18 protein-coding genes and 2 pseudogenes are annotated in these 16,352 nt (G+C 67.1%); 12 read left to right on the forward strand and 8 right to left on the reverse strand.

Annotated elements, in window-relative coordinates; translation table 11 throughout:
• A partial coding sequence (locus ABD143_RS08540; RefSeq protein WP_343973878.1) for a hypothetical protein occupies positions 1–1,908 on the forward strand: 1,908 nt, incomplete at its 5' end.
• A 171-nt stretch (positions 1,909–2,079) separates the two neighbouring features.
• On the opposite strand, the gene ABD143_RS08545 is transcribed toward ABD143_RS08540, so the two are convergent.
• Positions 2,080–2,961, reverse strand: a complete 882-nt coding sequence (locus ABD143_RS08545; RefSeq protein ID WP_343973881.1) for a phosphotransferase family protein — start codon at positions 2,959–2,961, stop codon at positions 2,080–2,082.
• 18 nt (positions 2,962–2,979) lie between these two features.
• Positions 2,980–4,233: an NsdA family TPR-like regulatory protein gene (locus ABD143_RS08550; protein WP_343973884.1), complete on the reverse strand. Its 1,254-nt coding sequence runs from the start codon at positions 4,231–4,233 to the stop codon at positions 2,980–2,982.
• Positions 4,234–4,851: 618 nt separating this feature from the next.
• On the opposite strand from ABD143_RS08550, the gene ABD143_RS08555 reads away from it, so the two are divergent.
• The 6 genes from ABD143_RS08555 to ABD143_RS08580 all read left to right on the forward strand — a co-directional run bounded on the left by ABD143_RS08555 (position 4,852) and on the right by ABD143_RS08580 (position 9,834).
• A complete protein-coding gene (locus ABD143_RS08555; RefSeq protein WP_343973887.1) occupies positions 4,852–5,121 on the forward strand; it encodes a hypothetical protein in 270 nt (89 codons plus the stop codon).
• 8 nt (positions 5,122–5,129) lie between these two features.
• The gene (locus tag ABD143_RS08560; RefSeq protein ID WP_343973889.1) at positions 5,130–6,131 is read left to right on the forward strand and encodes an MvdC/MvdD family ATP grasp protein; all 1,002 of its coding nucleotides are present in this window, start codon (positions 5,130–5,132) and stop codon (positions 6,129–6,131) included.
• Positions 6,128–7,342, forward strand: a complete 1,215-nt coding sequence (locus tag ABD143_RS08565) for a methyltransferase domain-containing protein (protein WP_343973891.1) — start codon at positions 6,128–6,130, stop codon at positions 7,340–7,342. Before ABD143_RS08560 ends, ABD143_RS08565 begins: the two co-directional genes overlap by 4 nt.
• 1,290 nt (positions 7,343–8,632) lie before the next feature.
• On the forward strand, positions 8,633–8,848 hold the full coding sequence (locus tag ABD143_RS08570; protein ID WP_343973894.1) for a hypothetical protein: 216 nt from the start codon (positions 8,633–8,635) through the stop codon (positions 8,846–8,848).
• Positions 8,849–8,954: 106 nt separating this feature from the next.
• Positions 8,955–9,131 carry a hypothetical protein gene (locus ABD143_RS08575; RefSeq protein WP_343973897.1) on the forward strand — a complete coding sequence of 59 codons (177 nt, stop codon included), beginning with the start codon at positions 8,955–8,957 and terminating at the stop codon, positions 9,129–9,131.
• A 541-nt stretch (positions 9,132–9,672) separates the two neighbouring features.
• Positions 9,673–9,834: a hypothetical protein gene (locus tag ABD143_RS08580; RefSeq protein WP_343973900.1), complete on the forward strand. Its 162-nt coding sequence runs from the start codon at positions 9,673–9,675 to the stop codon at positions 9,832–9,834.
• Positions 9,835–9,897: 63 nt separating this feature from the next.
• Here the strand turns inward: ABD143_RS08580 and ABD143_RS08585 are convergent, their stop codons facing one another.
• Positions 9,898–10,026, reverse strand: coding sequence for a hypothetical protein (locus tag ABD143_RS08585; protein ID WP_343973902.1), 129 nt, complete (start codon positions 10,024–10,026; stop codon positions 9,898–9,900).
• Between the two features lie 218 nt (positions 10,027–10,244).
• Here ABD143_RS08585 and ABD143_RS38145 point away from each other — a divergent pair.
• A pseudogene (locus ABD143_RS38145) lies at positions 10,245–10,559 on the forward strand (hypothetical protein); the annotation flags it as partial.
• Between the two features lie 25 nt (positions 10,560–10,584).
• Positions 10,585–10,743: pseudogene (locus ABD143_RS38150) on the forward strand (hypothetical protein); the annotation flags it as partial.
• A 212-nt stretch (positions 10,744–10,955) separates the two neighbouring features.
• On the opposite strand, the gene ABD143_RS08590 reads toward ABD143_RS38150, so the two are convergent.
• The 3 genes from ABD143_RS08590 to ABD143_RS08600 form a co-directional block, all read right to left on the reverse strand.
• On the reverse strand, positions 10,956–11,384 hold the full coding sequence (locus ABD143_RS08590; protein ID WP_343973905.1) for a DUF1003 domain-containing protein: 429 nt from the start codon (positions 11,382–11,384) through the stop codon (positions 10,956–10,958).
• A gap of 127 nt (positions 11,385–11,511) precedes the next feature.
• The gene (locus tag ABD143_RS08595) at positions 11,512–11,943 is read right to left on the reverse strand and encodes a hypothetical protein (protein ID WP_343973908.1); all 432 of its coding nucleotides are present in this window, start codon (positions 11,941–11,943) and stop codon (positions 11,512–11,514) included.
• Positions 11,944–12,138: 195 nt separating this feature from the next.
• Positions 12,139–12,312 (reverse strand): DUF308 domain-containing protein, encoded by a 174-nt coding sequence (locus ABD143_RS08600; RefSeq protein WP_343973911.1) that lies wholly within the window; start codon positions 12,310–12,312, stop codon positions 12,139–12,141.
• A gap of 89 nt (positions 12,313–12,401) precedes the next feature.
• Between ABD143_RS08600 and ABD143_RS08605 the strand changes: the two genes are divergently transcribed.
• A complete protein-coding gene (locus tag ABD143_RS08605; RefSeq protein WP_343973914.1) occupies positions 12,402–12,785 on the forward strand; it encodes a DUF1206 domain-containing protein in 384 nt (127 codons plus the stop codon).
• 138 nt (positions 12,786–12,923) lie between these two features.
• Here the strand turns inward: ABD143_RS08605 and ABD143_RS08610 are convergent, their stop codons facing one another.
• Both ABD143_RS08610 and ABD143_RS08615 read right to left on the reverse strand, forming a co-directional pair.
• Entirely contained in the window at positions 12,924–13,370 is a 447-nt protein-coding gene (locus ABD143_RS08610; protein WP_343973916.1) for a low affinity iron permease family protein, read from the reverse strand.
• Positions 13,371–13,466: 96 nt separating this feature from the next.
• Complete coding sequence (locus ABD143_RS08615; RefSeq protein ID WP_343973918.1) at positions 13,467–13,670, reverse strand: CsbD family protein; 204 nt, start codon at positions 13,668–13,670, stop codon at positions 13,467–13,469.
• A gap of 457 nt (positions 13,671–14,127) precedes the next feature.
• Between ABD143_RS08615 and ABD143_RS08620 the strand changes: the two genes are divergently transcribed.
• Positions 14,128–15,222 (forward strand): fatty acid desaturase family protein, encoded by a 1,095-nt coding sequence (locus ABD143_RS08620; RefSeq protein ID WP_343974186.1) that lies wholly within the window; start codon positions 14,128–14,130, stop codon positions 15,220–15,222.
• Positions 15,219–16,298, forward strand: coding sequence for a ferredoxin reductase (locus ABD143_RS08625; RefSeq protein ID WP_343973921.1), 1,080 nt, complete (start codon positions 15,219–15,221; stop codon positions 16,296–16,298). Before ABD143_RS08620 ends, ABD143_RS08625 begins: the two co-directional genes overlap by 4 nt.
• Positions 16,299–16,352: the final 54 nt, after the last annotated feature.

Raw genomic sequence — 16,352 nt, forward strand, 5'->3', positions numbered from 1 at the left:
GAGCAGGCACTTTCGCGCATCCAGGAGCCGCGTGTCGCGCACAAGATCAACTGGTGTGAAAGCCCGAGGCTAGCCCTGCCTCGAAACATCCTGAAGCCGTACGCCAGTCTCGTCATTCTCCTCTGCCCGGACGGTATCGACCCGGAGAGTGCTTTCGGGCAGATAAATTCTAAGCTACAGAAGATTCGAAAGGTTTCCCAATCCCGCCCCACCATAAGCGTCGTTGCTGAGGGGCTCGACCCAACTGGCGACGGACAGCTGGATAGTCTGGGCGAATTCGATCAATTCGCGATCACTGTCCACAGAGTCGAATCTCGCCCGGGCTGGCTCAGGGAAACCGTATTGACTGATGTTCGCCATGAGTTGACGGTCGCTTTTCGGCGGGATCGGCTCATTGCAGTTCATCTGCCGGCATCCATCCGCGATGCATTCCAAACCTGGCTCGACAAGCCGCCGCGACCGATGGTGCGAAGACTCGCAAGCGAGGTCTTGGAGCGGGCGCTACTAAAGGGAGAGTCGCGGGGCCTCTGGCTTCGGGGGACTCATTCACCACAGAAAACCAAGCCTGACAGCAAGAATATTGTTGGACCCGATCTTCGGCAAACACTGTCACCTGTAGAAGACCAGACATATGCACTCGGTTCCGGCCGGTCATTGTTGCCATCCGCTCCATCTCGGGTGGCACTCACGGGCACGGTTGGAACCACTCCCACGCGCTCACTCGTCTGGAACAAAGCTACGGAAGACTTCGACGAGTTCGCGCAGTGCGCCCTGGAGCTACTAGAGTTACTCTGGGAAGAAATTACCAAGATCACCGAAGGCGCTATCGGAGATCCTGCGTTTCCACTACTTACTCAACCCGTCTTCGACTTCGACAACGTCTGGGGGGCATACGATATCTCATGCGCAAACCCTGTCAACCTGCCGGATGATACGAACGACGACAAGGTGAGCGCCGCCATAACGCTGGAATCGGCGGTCCTTAACATCCATGGAAAGGACGATTCGAGCGACTTCGAGCTGGACATTGGTCGAAACATGAGCGTCGGCGGTGTGATGCGCGGGAGACTACTCGTCTCCGAGGACAGCGCGCAGCTACGTCTCGGCCTCAAAGGTAATCCGACGGACCACACTCTCGCGCTTCCCGTTCGAGACGCGCTTGACCATACAGATCTATTAACTGTGTACTACGCGAGCGGCCACGTCTTCACTCAAGGAACTCTATACAAGCCGCAGATTACTCCCTATCCGTTTCCAAATTGGAGGTGGGGAGATTTTGTCGGATACTCGATCTCGAAAGAGAAGCCCGGTACTAAAGATTCGAGTCCTGCAGAGATTCACGAAATGATTGGGAAGGATAATGATCACTCACTGTTCGCCTGGGTGCTGAGCGTGTACCCTAACGGCTGGTTGACATGTGACGACGGATCAGGCGAACTCGCCGATTTCATCCATGTAAGTGACGATGACTTCACTATCAGTTTTATACATGTCAAGGGAGCGGCTAACGACTCGGACCGGCGCGGAGTGTCCGCAGCCTCCTATGAGGTCGTCACGAGTCAGGCAGTAAAGAACACCTACTTCATGAAAGACTCAACTCTCGTCGAGCATCTCAAGTCGGCCCCTGTCCCCACGCCGGCCACGTGGATTGATGGCTTACGCGAGGACGACAGAAGCGGATTGATTGAAGCCATTGCTGAACGCGACGCGCGGAGTAAGTACGAAGTCGTGATCGTTCAGCCGCACGTCAGGAGGAAAACATATGAAGATCTCTACTTGGCCGCCAAGAGAGCCGAGAAGCCGTCGGCAGATCTTTTGCGGCTCCGACGCCTAGAGAACATTCTTAACGGCGGTCGCCCGACAATGACAGGAATGGGTGCAGATCTTTTCGTGATCGGCTGCTTATGAGGCACGACACAGGCAGCCGCGCGCCGCGCGGGGGCCGGACGCCGCGGGCGAGCGCTTGCGGCTGCATCAAGAGAGCGCCGCGCGGCGACGGAGGTGCCGCCTTTGAACAAGTAGGGAAACTATGAACACGCGCTCAGCCAAATGCCGATTACGCAGTTTCCCTGGTCCTCACTAGAACGCCGTCCACGACCACGGCTTAGGCACACGTCCCTGGATGCATGCGACGCGGTGGCGGATCTCTGGCAAAGCTCGCGCATCATCGGCCTTTCCCAGCGCGAACGCGGCCCATCTGAGAACCTGGACGGCAGCAAGGCACTGGTAGCCGGGCCACTGGACGATGTCTCTGCCGCCGTAGGAGTGAACGAAGTCGGCGTACTCTTCGGCGCTGACTCGGCCGAAGTCGGTGTGATCGACAGCGATCTGGACAAGATCCCAAGCGGGATCGGCAACGGCGACTTTCTCGAAGTCGAGGAGGATCGGCGCTTCGCCGTCCACCACTGCGAGATTGCCCTGCCATGCGTCACCGTGGATCAGACGCGGAGACTGGAAGGGCGCGAGGTGCTCGTACTCTTCCCGCAGTCTGCGGTAGTGGTTGATCAGCCAGTCCGTGTCGCTCGGGTCAAGCACGGTCTGCTGGATGAGCCGCATTTCGATGCCGTCGAACGGGTCGTAACGCGGGAGGCTGAAGTCTGGTGGCTCCAGCGCGTGCACGACCCGCAGTACGCTTCCGAGCTCACCGGGAGTCCCTGCGCGGTGCGGTGGAATCGTGTGCCACCAGGTGATGGCACGGTCCGCGACCACCGTTGGTTGGGGCACATCGCCAAGCGGTTGGGTTACCCGCACCCCTTGGCTTGAGAGCCAGCGCGCGATCTGTACCTCGCGCTCAGCCGTGGCGGTGCGACCAGCAGGGGCAACTCGCGCCACGACATCGCCGGGCAGCTGGAACATCGCGTTGCTGCCGTTCCGCAGCAGTGTGGCCGCGCTGCCGTCGAGCCGGGCCAGGCTCGCAGCCTCCGCGACGAGTTCCTCGAGTCTGCACGTGGGAAGGGGCACGAGCCGATCGTGCCAGTCTCAGGCTGTCAGAGTGTCGATCTCGTGGCTCAACTCAAGTGCTTCGGGGGTCTGCCGCGACTGTGACGCGCGTGCCAGTTCCCGCAGCTCAACGCCCATCCGGTGCGAGCGGAACTCCAGCGCCTCGCGGGCTGCCCGGCGTCCGGTAGCTGCGGCCTCGGCCGCGTCGCCCTCCGCCATCAGGAGTGTCGCCAACCGAAGCCGGGAGAAGGTGCGCGATCTGGGGTACTGCTCGCCGGCCAACTCGACAGCCACTCGCAGCCGGCGAGCTGCGGGCTCTGGATCGCCTCCACGAGCAAGGACGGCGAGCGCACGGCCGGTGCTGCCGTGGTGTTCGGCGCGGTCGTAGTAGCAGAGCCACGGTGGATCGATGGCAGGGTCCGACCGCTCCATCCATGCGTCCGATGCCGCCAGCTCCTCGGCCGCCTCCAGCCGTTGTCCGAGACGTGCGAGAAGCCGTCCGCGAAGCATGGACATCATCGCGCGCCCGGTCGGTGTGACGCGGTCCGAGCGCACCTGGGCGAGTTCGATGAGCGAGAGGGCCTCGTCCAATTGCCCTGCGTGCGCTGCTACGCGGGCCATGTCGGAAAGCGTGTTGGAGCGCAGCGACCACGAGCCCGCGTCCTCGGCGCATTGCAGGGCGAACCGGAAGCACCGTCGCGCTGCCTTGTGGTCGCCGACGTCGAACGCCGCGAACGCCACAACTCCTGCCATGTTGCCAATGGCCTCAGTCAGCTCCGCCCGGATTCGCTTGTTCGCCGGCACAGCCAGAAGCCCGGAGGTCCAGCGAAGCTGCGACACGGCGGCCGCGCAGGTCAGCCCGCCGCCATACAGGTTGTCCGACGCTGCGATCGAGCTAGTTGCCCAACGGATCTGTTCCACTTCCGGCCAACCGACCCGTTTGGGAAGCAGGCCACTCACTTCGAGGTCGGCGAGATCGAACCGGGAGGCATCGACAGGTCGTGCTGCTAGAGCGCTGGCGCCGCGTGGGATTGGCCGGAACCCGAGTTCCTGATCGGTCGCTACGCCCAGAATCTTCCGCATTGCGGATCGGTACGCCGCGCTAGGCCATCTGACCGCGCCCCGCTCGTAGCGGGCGATCGTGTGGGCGTCGAGGCCATAACGACGGCCAGTGCTGCTCCATAGTTCGGCATTCACTGCCTCCGCCAGTTCGGCCCGGCTCATCGGCTCGGTCGGGAAACTGGGCGACGGACGTGACTCGCGCAGCGCACGCAACCTGGAGTTCGGGTCCATGGCACCTCCAGTACCGAAGAGTATCGGCTGTGGTCCGTGAGGCGCTAACTACAGAATGCCCCGCGATGCCCGGCGGCGTGCCCTCCTCCTGCGGGTCGCGGAGGCCGATGCTCCTGTCAATGCATGAGAGAGGACTCGCCGATGACCGCTCCGTTCGACCTGCTCGCCTTGACGAGTTCCCGCTTCCCTCCCGCCGGCTCGACGTGCGCCGCGCCGGTCGCCCGTAAGGCTCGCGTACGTGGGCCCGGCATGCCGGAAAGGGAAGCCGTCCACGACTGGGCTGTCGGGTAGCCGATGAGCCGGCACTGGACGACGCCTCTGACCGATCAGTTCGGCGACCAGCTGACCCACCAGGTGCCCGACGGACCCGCCGCAGGCACCGAGAACGGTGTGCTTCGCGCAATCTGCGGTCGCCTCATCACCCCGGCGCCGCTGGCAGCCCCCGATGGGAAGCCCTGTCCGGCCTGTGCCGCCGAGGTGACCCCACCTTCTCCGCAGCAGCCGTACCGCAGGGCCGTGCAACTGGGATTCCGGCCCGGCTCCCGTTGGCTGCGCGCACTGTTCGCCCGCTGACCAACCCGTCGCCCTTGCCAACCGTAACGAGTGAGAGGAATTGCGATGACCACCACGCCAGACCGTCTGACCTTCCCGCCCGTCAGCCCGATGATTGCGGCCGGAAGCCGATTTCCGATCGAGCAGCTCGCCGCCTCGCCCGCGCCGGCCGGCCTGTCCGAACCGGGCGGGCGGAGCTTCCTGCTGCGCTTCGCCGAGCCCGTGATGGCGTCGATGTACGGCACGCGGGGGTCGACGCCCAAGACGACCACCGGCTATGACGGGCAGGAGGACAACGAGAGCGAGGACTTCAACCAGCCGGACTTCGCGCCGTGAACCACGCCGTGCCGATCGCAACAGAGACGGTCAACCCGCGCAGCACGACCGCCGACACCGTGCTCGTGATGGCCGGCGCGAGCGACACCACGGCGAGGCAGGTGGCGGCGGCGCTCGAGAAGCTGCACTGCCGCGTCTGGTGGTTCGACACCGCCGATTTTCCGCAGCGCGCGGCGCTCTCCGTGGAGCTCGACGGCGAGCGTTGGGCCGGGCTGCTCCGCGGCCCGGCCGGTTCGCTGGAACTCGACCGTGTCGGCGCCGTGTACATGCGGCGGCCGGGCGCCTTCGTCCCGCCGGTGCACTTGACCGAGGCCGAGCGTTGGCACGCCGCAATGGAGTCCCGCTACGGCATCGCCGGTGTGCTGGCGAGTCTGCCGGTGCGCTGGTGCAACCGGCCGGCCTCCTCTGCGGATGCCGCGTACAAGGCGCGCCAGCTCACCGACTTCGCCACGTGCGGCCTCGCGGTGCCGCCGACCCTCGTCACGACCAATCCGGAGAGCGTGCGCGAGTTCGCCGCCGCGCACGGGCCGATTGTCTGCAAACCGGTGGCCGTCGGCGTGCTGCACACCGACGGGGGAGCGGTCGCCGTCTACACGCGATTGCTCACCGAGGCCGACCTAGCGGACCTGTCCGGGCTGGAGTACGCGCCACATCTGTTCCAGGCCTACGTGCCGAAGCTGTACGAGGTGCGCCTGACCGTCGTCGGCGAGCAGTTCTTCGCGGTCCGCATCGACGCCGGGTCGCCGCGCTCGCGGGTCGACTGGCGCACCGACTACCTGGCGCTGTCCTACGAGCTCACCGACACTCCGCCCGAGGTGCGGGCGGGCGTGCTGAATTATCTGCGCAGCGCCGATCTGGCGTATGGCGCTTTCGACTTCGTGGTCACCCCGGAGCAGGAATGGGTGGCGCTGGAGTGCAACCCCGAAGGCCAGTGGGAATGGCTGGCCTATGAGACCGGCGCCCCGATCGCCGAGGCGATCGCGGACTACCTCACCGAAGGACTCACATGAGCATGCCGCGTTCCACGGCACCGGACATCCCGGTCGACGAGATCCTCAAGCGGCTTGGTCGGCTGGGCGACGAGCTGACGGGTCGCGGCTCGCTGAAGACCGAGCGGTGGCGGGAGGCCGTGCTCGGCACGGCTCGGCACGTCTTTGTCCCCGGTTACTGGGTCGAGAACGGTGACTCGGGCTGGCGCTGGGTCGACAGCAGCAATCTCGCCGACCGCGGCGCGTGGCTCGATGCCGTCTACAGCAACACCACGCTCGTCACCGACCTCCGTGTCCAGCCTGCTCGCGGCGGTGCGCCTGCCCACCACGTGGTCACCAGCTCGTCCACGTTGCCTGGCCTCGTGGTGCAGATGCTCGAAGACCTCGGCGCGGAGCCCGGGCAGCACGTTCTGGAGATCGGCACCGGCAGCGGCTACTCCACCGCGCTCATGTGCCACGCGCTCGGCGAGGAGTACGTCACGAGCGTCGACATCGATGCGGCTCTCGTCGAGGCGGCTCGTGGGCGCCTGGCCGAGCACGGCTACCGGCCGCACCTGGCGGCCGCCGATGGTGAGCTGGGTCTACCGGGGCGGGCGCCATACGACCACCTCATCGCCACGTGCTCGGTGACCGCGATTCCGCCGGTGTGGATCGAGCAGGTACACCCGGGTGGCACCATTCTGACGAACCTGCGCGGGCGACTGATGCAGGGCGCTCAGGTGCGGCTCACAATGCGCGCTGATGGCAGCGCCTCCGGGCAATTCCTGCCGGGCTACGGCAGCTTCATGGCGCTGCGACACGACCCGACGGCGCCGTTCGACTACCGCGTTGTCGTCGACAAGGACCCCGGTCCGGTCCGGACACGCTCCACAACGCTCGACGCGGCGGCGCTGCTCGACGATCGCGCCTGGGGATTCGTCGCCCAGATGCACCTTCCCGACCTCGTCGTATATCCGATCGACGACGCGTTCGGCCCAGGAATCGAAGGCGTCACCGCGGACCGGTCGTGGTTCCGGGCCGGCGTCGACCCGGCTCGGGCACCCGGGCAGCGCAGGGTGGACCAGGCGGGACCGCGTGACATCTGGGACGTCCTCGAGGCCGCCCACCACGAGTGGGAGCTGGCCGATCGGCCGCGCTGGGAGCGCTACGGCCTGACCGCTGCCCAGGGGCGGACGCATTTCTGGCTCGACGAACCTTCCAATGTCATCGTCACGCGAAGCTCAGCGCAGTGATCGACTGGTCTCCGAGAAGCGGTGCCCTGGCGAAGGCGATCGCCCGGCGGCAGCGCACCGATCCTCCGGCAGCAGCAGGTTTCGCGCCGTGGCGACGGGAACTGCATCCGTCTGCACGTGTCCCTGTCGAGCGTCAGGCCTCCTACGGCGTGCCCGGCTGATCCGCGTCTCAATCTTCGCGGGTCGGTTGCTGTTTGGTCGTCATGAGGGGAGCGGCCGGTCGGGGCAGCTGCGGAGGATGTCGACGCGGGAGATGGCGTCGTGTTCGGCGGGGGTGATCCAGAGTGCGTATTTGGCTTTGGCTGCGAGTTGGCGGGCGGCGTAGGGGCGCCGCCAACGCAGCGCGGCTCGGTACGTCTGTTGCACCGTCATTCAGAGTTCGGGGGTGGACAACGCCTGCCGTTGAAGAGCTATGTCGATCGCCCTTGAATCGCCCCACGCGATACCTGCCAGCATGAGTCCGAGGACTCCAGTCACCCCCTGGGCATGACAGCCGCTGGCGGTGATGCGCACCGTGGGCATGACCGCGACGCTGGTTCCATGAAGCAAATTGCCGATCACGCTCCTCGTCTGTGGCGGTGTCGGTCGGTAATTGTCGGGAGCGCGGCATGAACGAGCGGGAACCTCGGGGTCAGGTGCGGAGCTTGACCGGTCATGTCTTGGCGCGATGGTCGGCCGCGGAGGACCGGGCGGAGGACGCCGGCCTCCTCAACCCCGATGACCGGCTCACCTGCCACGTGCACGGCCGGTGGATCCATCAATGCGTGTCTTCACCGGTGCACGTCAACCCGGTCACGCGGCATCGCTGGTGCCGCGACTGCGCGGCGGAGCTGACCGTTGCCGTGGACGAGCTCGCGGGAACGGTGACTATGCGCTGCCCGCAGTGCGGCCAGGGCGGCAGCGCCGCCACCGCGCGGCTGTTGGCCGCCTGCTGTGCCAGCCTCAGCCGCGCCGGCGGCAACACCCGGCCCCGCCTGGTGGCCATGACGTGGTCACGTCGCGGAGCAGGAAGCGCTCCCGCTCATGGCGGGAGCACGCTGTCACACAGGCCGACGTCGTCAGCACCCGCCTGTGCGGATCTCAGCACGCGACGGCTCGGCCACTTCCCGGCTGGCGCCCCCGCCTCGTTCAGCCCCTAGACCCACAGTTGGCGCGACGGCCACCACGAGTTCAGGGACGTGCGGTGGTTGGCCCCTCTGCGGCGCTCTTTTGGCGACGACGGAGTCCCTCGAAGGCCGCGATCCAGGCGGCCGAGTGCCGCCGCAACCCCTACGCCCCGCAGGAGGCGATATGACGACGAACGGGATTCCGAGCTACAACGACGAGTTCTGGGAGCGCACGTCGAGCGACGGACGCACCTACGCCGAGGACTACCTCGCGTACCTCGACGCGTGCAGCGACTACCGGGCCAACCCGTCGGTCGGAACCTTGGTCGCCTACGACGCCGCGATCCGGGCGTGGCAGCGCGCCTCCTGGGAAATGACGAGGCGTGACGGGTGCAGATGACGCCTCGAGCCAGGCCCGCGGCTGCGCGTGAGCGCGGTCGAGGGTGGCCTGACGGTGGGCGCGGACCTCGGTCGCGGTGTCGAAATGGACCGAGGCTGGGGTGTGCATGCCCGATCCCGGAGTGCCGGTGCTCGTGGTTGTAGGCGGTGAAGAACCGTTCGCAGAAACCGGCCTGGGCCGACGCGGGACGTCGGGCTGGGAGCGGCTCGGGCTCGTCGTCACCCCGGACCGGAAGCACGGGGTCTGGCTCGACGACCCGGCCACAGTCCTCCGGACCTTCTGAGCTCCGGTCGGCGCGGAACGGCCCCCTCACCTCCGCGCCGACCGGTTTCCACCACGAGCCATCGGAGTCGACATGCATTGCATCGACGCCGCCGCCCGGTTCCTGGCAGCGCAACCCGGCGCGGTGCAGCGGACCCTCGGCGCCCACCAGTGCCGCCGGAACGGGTACTGCACCTCGTGCCGGCCGCTGGTGCGGTGGCCGTGCGCGATGGCGAGCATCGCCCACGCTGCAGGTGGCCATGCCCCTGGGCGACGCGGTCGGCGCGAGCCGGGCCGGTAGCCGCAGCGGTGATCCCCGAAGGCATTCAGAAGCGAGCTGCAAATCGTGTACCACCGTGGGCACGTCATCGACCAGGACGACCAGGGCGGTGCGCCCGCCGACTTCGGCGATCAGCCACGGACCCACGAGGACGAGGGCGCCGATGATCAGCATGAGCCAGACGGTGACGCACCATGGCGCGGAACTCTGGAGGAACGCGGCGCCAGGAGGTGGGGATCGATGGGAGAAGGGGGCGGGACAGGTCGGCATGATTCGTCGCGTCGTGGTCCGCGATCTCCTCGTCGGACTCCTCCTCGGCGAGTCGGTACCGGCGGCGGAGCCCGCGGGAGAACGTGACCTGCTTGCGGCCGTGGCCGGCCCGTTCGTACTGCTCGCACGTCTCCAGGTCGTCGGCCAGCCCGGTATCCAGCCCGTCGCGCAGTAGGGGGACGGAAGGCGCCCGCCCCGCGGGAGAGCGGGGGCGGGCGCCCTCTGTGGGGCGGGCCGATCAGTCGGCGGTGGCCTCGGCGGTGGCCTTGAACAGGTACGTGCCGGGCTGGTCGCCCTCGGCGCGGCAGTTCTGCGGGTGCACGTCGAGCCGGGGGCCGCGCGCCGTCGCGGTGAGGGTGACGCGCACGGTCAGACCGGCGAGCGTGAGGTGGGGGAGGGGTGGGGCCAGTCCGCCGGCGGCGGCTGATCCGGCAGGTAGCGGTGCCAGGCGCAGACCAGGCCGCGGGGGGTGAGGTGTCCGACGAGGTGGTGCTTGTGCGTGTCGAACTTGCACCTGGTGTTCTGGCAGCCGGGGCAGGTCCACCAGCCCTTGCGGGGGACCTTCTCCTTGCGCCGTGACCGCGCATCGCCGCGATCGTCGGGCAGGCCGGACTGCTGGCAACCATGCCCGCCTACTGCCCAACCCTCGTCATCCTCGCCGCCAAGCTGCTCACCGTGTACCGCGACAACCCGGCCACCGGCCACCCCGTACACCAGGCGGCGATCGCGGCGTTCGACCCGGCGACCGGTCCGCTCAGAGCACTGATGGACGGCGACGCGATCACCGCGCTCGGCACCGCAGCCGGTTCCGCCCTCTCAGCACGTCTCCTCGCCCGCGCCGACGCACAGGTCCACGCCGTCATCGGCACCGGATCACAAGCAGGCGCCCACGCCCTTCTCACCGCACGAGTGCGCCCGTTTCCAGGAGGTGCGGGTCGCCGGCCGGGACCCCGCCAAGACAGCCGCACTCGCCGCCGACGTCGCCGCCCATGGGCTCGAGGCACGGGCGTGCACCATCCAGGACGCGATCACCGACGCCGACGTCATCTGCACGGCCACGAGCGCCATCGCACCGATCATCCGCTCAGAGCGGTTGCCTCCGCCTTGCCAGGAACCACCTGGATCACGAAGCCCATCGGCCAGGACCTACAGGACACGGCCTGGCGTAGAGGCCGCGCGGGATCTCGTCGGCATGCGCGGACGTCGCCTCCAGGTCGTACGGCGTACCGAAGGCCGTGCCGCGTCTGATGATGCGGTGACGGTTGCCGTCGGCCAGCTGTGCCATCGGTGCTGTGCTCATCGCGGGTCGTCGACGGGCGAAGCGATCGCGGGACCGCCGAGCACGCGTTCGTGGATCTCTTTGATCAGCCCTTGGGTCTCGCGGGTCAGTGCGGTGTTGGTCTTGAGCTCCAGCTCCTGCTCGACGAAGTCGTGATTCGCCTTGGCTTGTTGGAATGCCGCCGTCCGATTCTGGCCGATCATCACGAAAGTGGACAGGAAGATCGCTTCCAGTGAGACGAAGAGCGTCAATTTCGGCCATGGATCGTGCTCCAAGAAGATCATCCACACGGCGAAGATGACGGCGTGGATGTAGACGAAGTTCATGGAACCGGCGAAGGCGGTAATATCGTCGGCCAATCGAACCTGGAAGTGGTGGTGTCGGGCCTCGATCTGCTCGAGCACGGCCGGGTGCTTCAGCGGGCCGCCTCGCCCGGGGGTCGGCACGGTTTCTCCTTCCGCCAACCATCGCTACGGGTAGCGCCTCCGCCGACTCCGGCCGGCTCCCGTCTCTGACGGGAGCCGGCCGGAGTCAAGGCGGCCGTCCCCTTTTCGGAACGAGCAGCGGCGAGGGCTAGCTGCCCGCCGTCTTGGCGAGACCGTCGGCGTATGTGCGCGCGTCGATTGCGTCCAGGATGGCCAGGCGCGCGTTGTCGAGGGCCCACCCCGCGTAGTCGATCGCGCCGGCTGCATCCTCTTCCGCCCACGCCGCCTCGTTCGCGGCGATGTTCGCGTCGACCTCCGCGTTTCTTTTGTCGATCTTCGCCTTGATGTCGTCCATCTTGGTGGCGGCGTCGGCCTTCATCTGGGCCCACTTGCTCCGTCCGCTGTCGGCCGCCGCGCGAGCCTGCTGCTCGGCGTCCCGGACGCCCCGGTTGATGTCGCCCTGGGCCTGGTCGATTCGCTGCCTGAGCTGGTCACGGGACTCAGTCGCAGCGGCCTGCACCGCCGCCTTCGCCTCGGCGACGCTGGTCTGCAGCGCGTCGAGTCGCGCGGAAAAGTCCATTATTCCTCCTGATCTTCCTGACTTGGCGGTCTCGTTGGTAGCGAAGCGGATTCCGTCTGCTCGCGCGACGTGTCAAAGGGTCGGAGTTCGTGGGGCCTTCCGTCCCGTTTCGGGCATTTACCGCAGTACCTGCCCTGAGAGTCCACATGCCAGCGCGCCGGACGCGAGCGCGACTGGCGGTCTACAGGACGCGGCCTAGGCCGGCACACCGCCGAGCCCGGGTGCGGCGGAGTCGACCCGGCGCGCCTGCACGCCGAGCACGATCTGCGAGATCCCGAACGCGATGCTGAAGATCCCGAAGATCACCGCCAGCCAGAGGGCACCGACGTCGGGACGGGCCATGAGCACGATGCCGAAGGCGATCGACACCAGCCCGGCGACGCCGAACCACGCGCGGGTGCCGGCGTCACCATGGCGTAAGACGGGCCCGGATACAGGTCACCAGGGGAGCCAAGGCGGTGATCTGCGCAGCGCTCGGGATCAGCGCGGCATCGGTCGCCCTCGGCTCGGGATCGTCGAGCTCCCAGTCCCAGGAGCAAGCCACCACAGGTGTACTGGCTTGGCCTGGCGGACAGATCATCGTCGTAGCCACAGGCCTGATCATCATCAGCGTCGGCGTCGCCTCGGTGATCATCGCCAAGGGCCTGGCCTTGGGCGTGGGGGGAGGCCTGCTCAGCTACGCGGCACTGACCTTCGACCGACAGCAGGGGCAGGGACTCGACGGCGCGCTACAGACGATACTGGCGCAGCCATTCGGGAGATTCCTGCTCACGGCGGTAGCCATCGGGTTTGTGGCCTTCGGCCTGTTCGCGATGCTCCAGGCGCGGTACCGCCGGATGTAACCGAGAGCCGGCGCAGCGACGCACACGGGACAAGCCGAGAGCGAAAAGCCGGATCAGCCGACCGTCGCCAGCGCCCGGGGCGCGACGTCGACCTGCACCGGGGTGCCGGCGTCCAGCGCGAGCAGTTCCCTATCCAGCTCAATGGCGCTCTTCAAGGCCTATCGCCTCACGCAGTTTCGTCGCCGCCTCCTGAAGGTCGCGATCCTCGGTGGCGCGCGAGGCCATCAGCGCCGCGAGCGCCTCCGCGATCATGCTGAGCTTCTCCTGCGAGGCCTCTTCACTTCGCCGCGCGGCGTTCTCAAGCAACGCGAGCAGCAGCAGTGTGATGACGCTCGTGACGGTGTGAATCGCCACCTGCCATTCCTTCAGATCGACCCACAGCGGCAGGCTGACCAACCATGCCACGACGATCGTCACGCAGATGAAGAAGAACGGTGGGCGGCTGACCCACAGGTAGGCACGCTCGACGAACCGCTCGAAGTGCGAGGGCCGGTTGCCGCCGCCGCGGTCCGATGCTGCGGGACGATCCCTCTCCTCACGCGTGTCACCCAAATGCGCCCGCGGCCAGTTCACAGCGCGGTCCAACGGCCCACCGAGCAAGCTCCGGTAGCCCGAACGAGGATGAGCGACGAGGGGCAGGGCTCCCCGGGTCGGTAGGTCGGTTCGGTGGCAGACACCGGGTTAATGTTGACGAGGGCGGCGGCGGGCGCCCCATCTGCGGAAAGCGTCCTTGATCTTCTCAAAGGCCTGCTTGAGTTTGCCTTTCACCTCGTCGGCTCTGCCGTCCGCCTGGAGCCGTCTATCGCCGGTAACTTCGCCGGTGTTGCGCTTGATGCGTCCGCGTAGCTCTTGCGCCTTGTGGGTGAACTTGTCTGCGAAGGTCATACCTGCCACCTTTCGAACCGTCGACCCTGGCCCCTTCTTGAGGCAGATCAACTTCGTTAGGGAGTACCCGGACCGTTTCCGTGCCAACCATCGGGTGAGGCCGGCTGCAGAGCGACTGACCCGAGGCGCTGGTTGACGGGCCGCGACGCTGCACCGGGTAGCGCCTGCGAGCCGAGCGAAGGTCCGCGAGGCCACGCCGGCAAGGCGCTGGCGACAAGATGTGTGCGACAGAGTGCGATCGCGTTCACTCAGGCCTGGTCCAAGCTTTCGCCGCGGCCCAACCTCTGGTAGCGGTGGAAGTGCACGCTGAGTGGTAGCCCAGACCCTGCTCCCTCGAACTCGCACAGATCATCCGCGGCCGAGTCCGGCCCGGGAGGAGTTCTGGATGAGCACCATCTGCACCGGCACGACGACAGGCACCGTCCCCACCACCGCTCACCTCTCCGACGCCGACTTCATGCGCATCGGCGTAGAGCTCGACGCGATCCGCTCCGAGGTGATGAACGACCTGGGCGAGGCCGACGCCCGCTACATCCACCGCGTGATCGCCGTGCAGCGCGGGCTGGAGGCCAGCGGCCGCGCGCTGCTGATGGTCTCGCTGTTCCCGCCCGCATGGGCCGCCGGCACAGCGGCGCTGTCGGTGGCGAAGATCCTGGAGAACATGGAGATCGGCCACAACGTGCTCCACGGGCAATGGGACTGGATGGGCGACCCAGAGATCCACTCCACGACCTGGGAATGGGACTCCGCCTCCTGCGCACAGGGGTGGAAGTACTCCCACAACTACGTCCACCACACCTTCACCAACGTGCTCGGCAAGGACCGCGACCTCGGCTACGCGTCGATGCGGGTGGACCCCGCGCAGCCGTGGAAGCCGATCTACCTGCTCCAGCCTCTCTACAACGTCGCGCTGGCGCTGGGTTTCGAATACGGCATCGCGATCTACGACATCGAACTCGAGAACGTCGTCGCCGGGCGCAAGCCGTGGGCGCAGGCGAAGGCCGAGCTCAGCGGGCTGTGGCGCAAGGTCCGCGGGCAGCTGATCAAGGACTACGTGGCGTTCCCGCTGCTGTCCGGGCTCGCCGCTCCGACCACGTTGGCGGGCAACCTCGTCGCGAACGTCACCCGCAACGTGTGGTCGCACGCCGTGATCTTCTGCGGGCACTTCCCGGACGGCACCCACTCCTTCACCGAGGACCAGCTCGAAAACGAGACCCGCGGGCACTTCTACGTCCGCCAGCTCCTCGGCTCGGCCAACCTCGACGGGCCGCCGCTGATGCACCTCATGGCCGGGAACCTGAGCCACCAGATCGAGCACCACCTGTTCCCCGACATGCCCTCCAACCGGTACGCGGAGGTGGCACCGAAGGTCCGCGAGCTGTGCGAGCGCTACGGTCTGCCCTACACCAGCGGCCCGCTGCCCAGGCAATACGTCCAGGTACTGGCGACGATCGCCCGACTCGCCCTGCCCGGCGCCGGCACACCCGACGACCGGACGCCGGCCCGCATCGAGCCGACAAGCCGAGCTCCGCACGCGCGGCGAGCATCATGAGTTGGACCGCGTCACCGATCCGGCAGCTGCGCAGCGCCGCGACACGCCTGACCACTCCGCTGCTGCCCGACGACTACCTGTCGAAGATCAACCCGCTGTGGTCGGCCCGGGAGTTGCGCGGCCGCGTGGTCACGGTGATTCCGGAGACCGCCGACGCCGCCACACTGGTGATCAAGCCGGGCTGGGGCTGGCAGTTCGACCACCAGCCCGGCCAGTACGTGGGTATCGCGGTCGCGGTTGCAGGCCGGTTCCGGTGGCGCTCGTACTCGCTGACCTCGGTGCCCGCACACCACGACGGGCTCATCACCATCACGGTCAAGGCCATGCCCGAGGGGCTGCTCTCCGAACACCTCGTGCGCGGGCTCGACCCGGGCACCGTCGTGCGACTCGCAGCACCGCAAGGTCAGTTCGTCCTGCCCGACCCACCGCCCCCGAGGCTGCTGTTCATCACCGCCGGGTCGGGCATCACACCGGTGATGGCGATGCTGCGCACGATGGACCGCCGCGACACCATGCCCGACGTCGTTCTGACCCACTCGGCTCGAGACCGCGACGACATGCTGTTCCATGAGGAACTCCACGACCTCGCCAGCAGCAAACCTGCCTTCGTCCTGCACGAGCAGTTCACCCGCCGCGACGGGCGCCTGACTCCGACCCACGGCATCGCCCGGATCTGCCCGGACTGGCGCGAGCGACACACCTGGGCGTGCGGTCCGAACACCCTGCTCGACGAGGTCGCCACCACCTGGGCCGACGCCGGCCTGTCCGACGCCCTGCACCTCGAACGCTTCAGCGCCACCTTCGCCGGCACCGAGACCGAGGGCGGCACCGTACGGTTCTCCGCATCCGGCATCTCGACCACCGTCGACGGCGCCACCACCCTCATGCAGGCGGGCGAGCAGGCCGGCATCCTGATGCCGTTCGGCTGCCGCATGGGCATCTGCCACACCTGCGTCATCCCCCTCACTGCCGGGAGCGTTCGCGACCTCCGCACCGGAACCACTCACCACGGGGACCACCAGAAGATCCAGACCTGCGTCACGGTGCCAACCGGGGACTGCGTACTGGACGGCTGAACGGGCGATCGAACGCCGGCGACGGCCAACACACCACGCCTGAACAGCAAAATC

Source organism: Pseudonocardia aurantiaca (assembly GCF_039526725.1).
GTDB classification, from domain to species: domain Bacteria; phylum Actinomycetota; class Actinomycetes; order Mycobacteriales; family Pseudonocardiaceae; genus Pseudonocardia; species Pseudonocardia aurantiaca.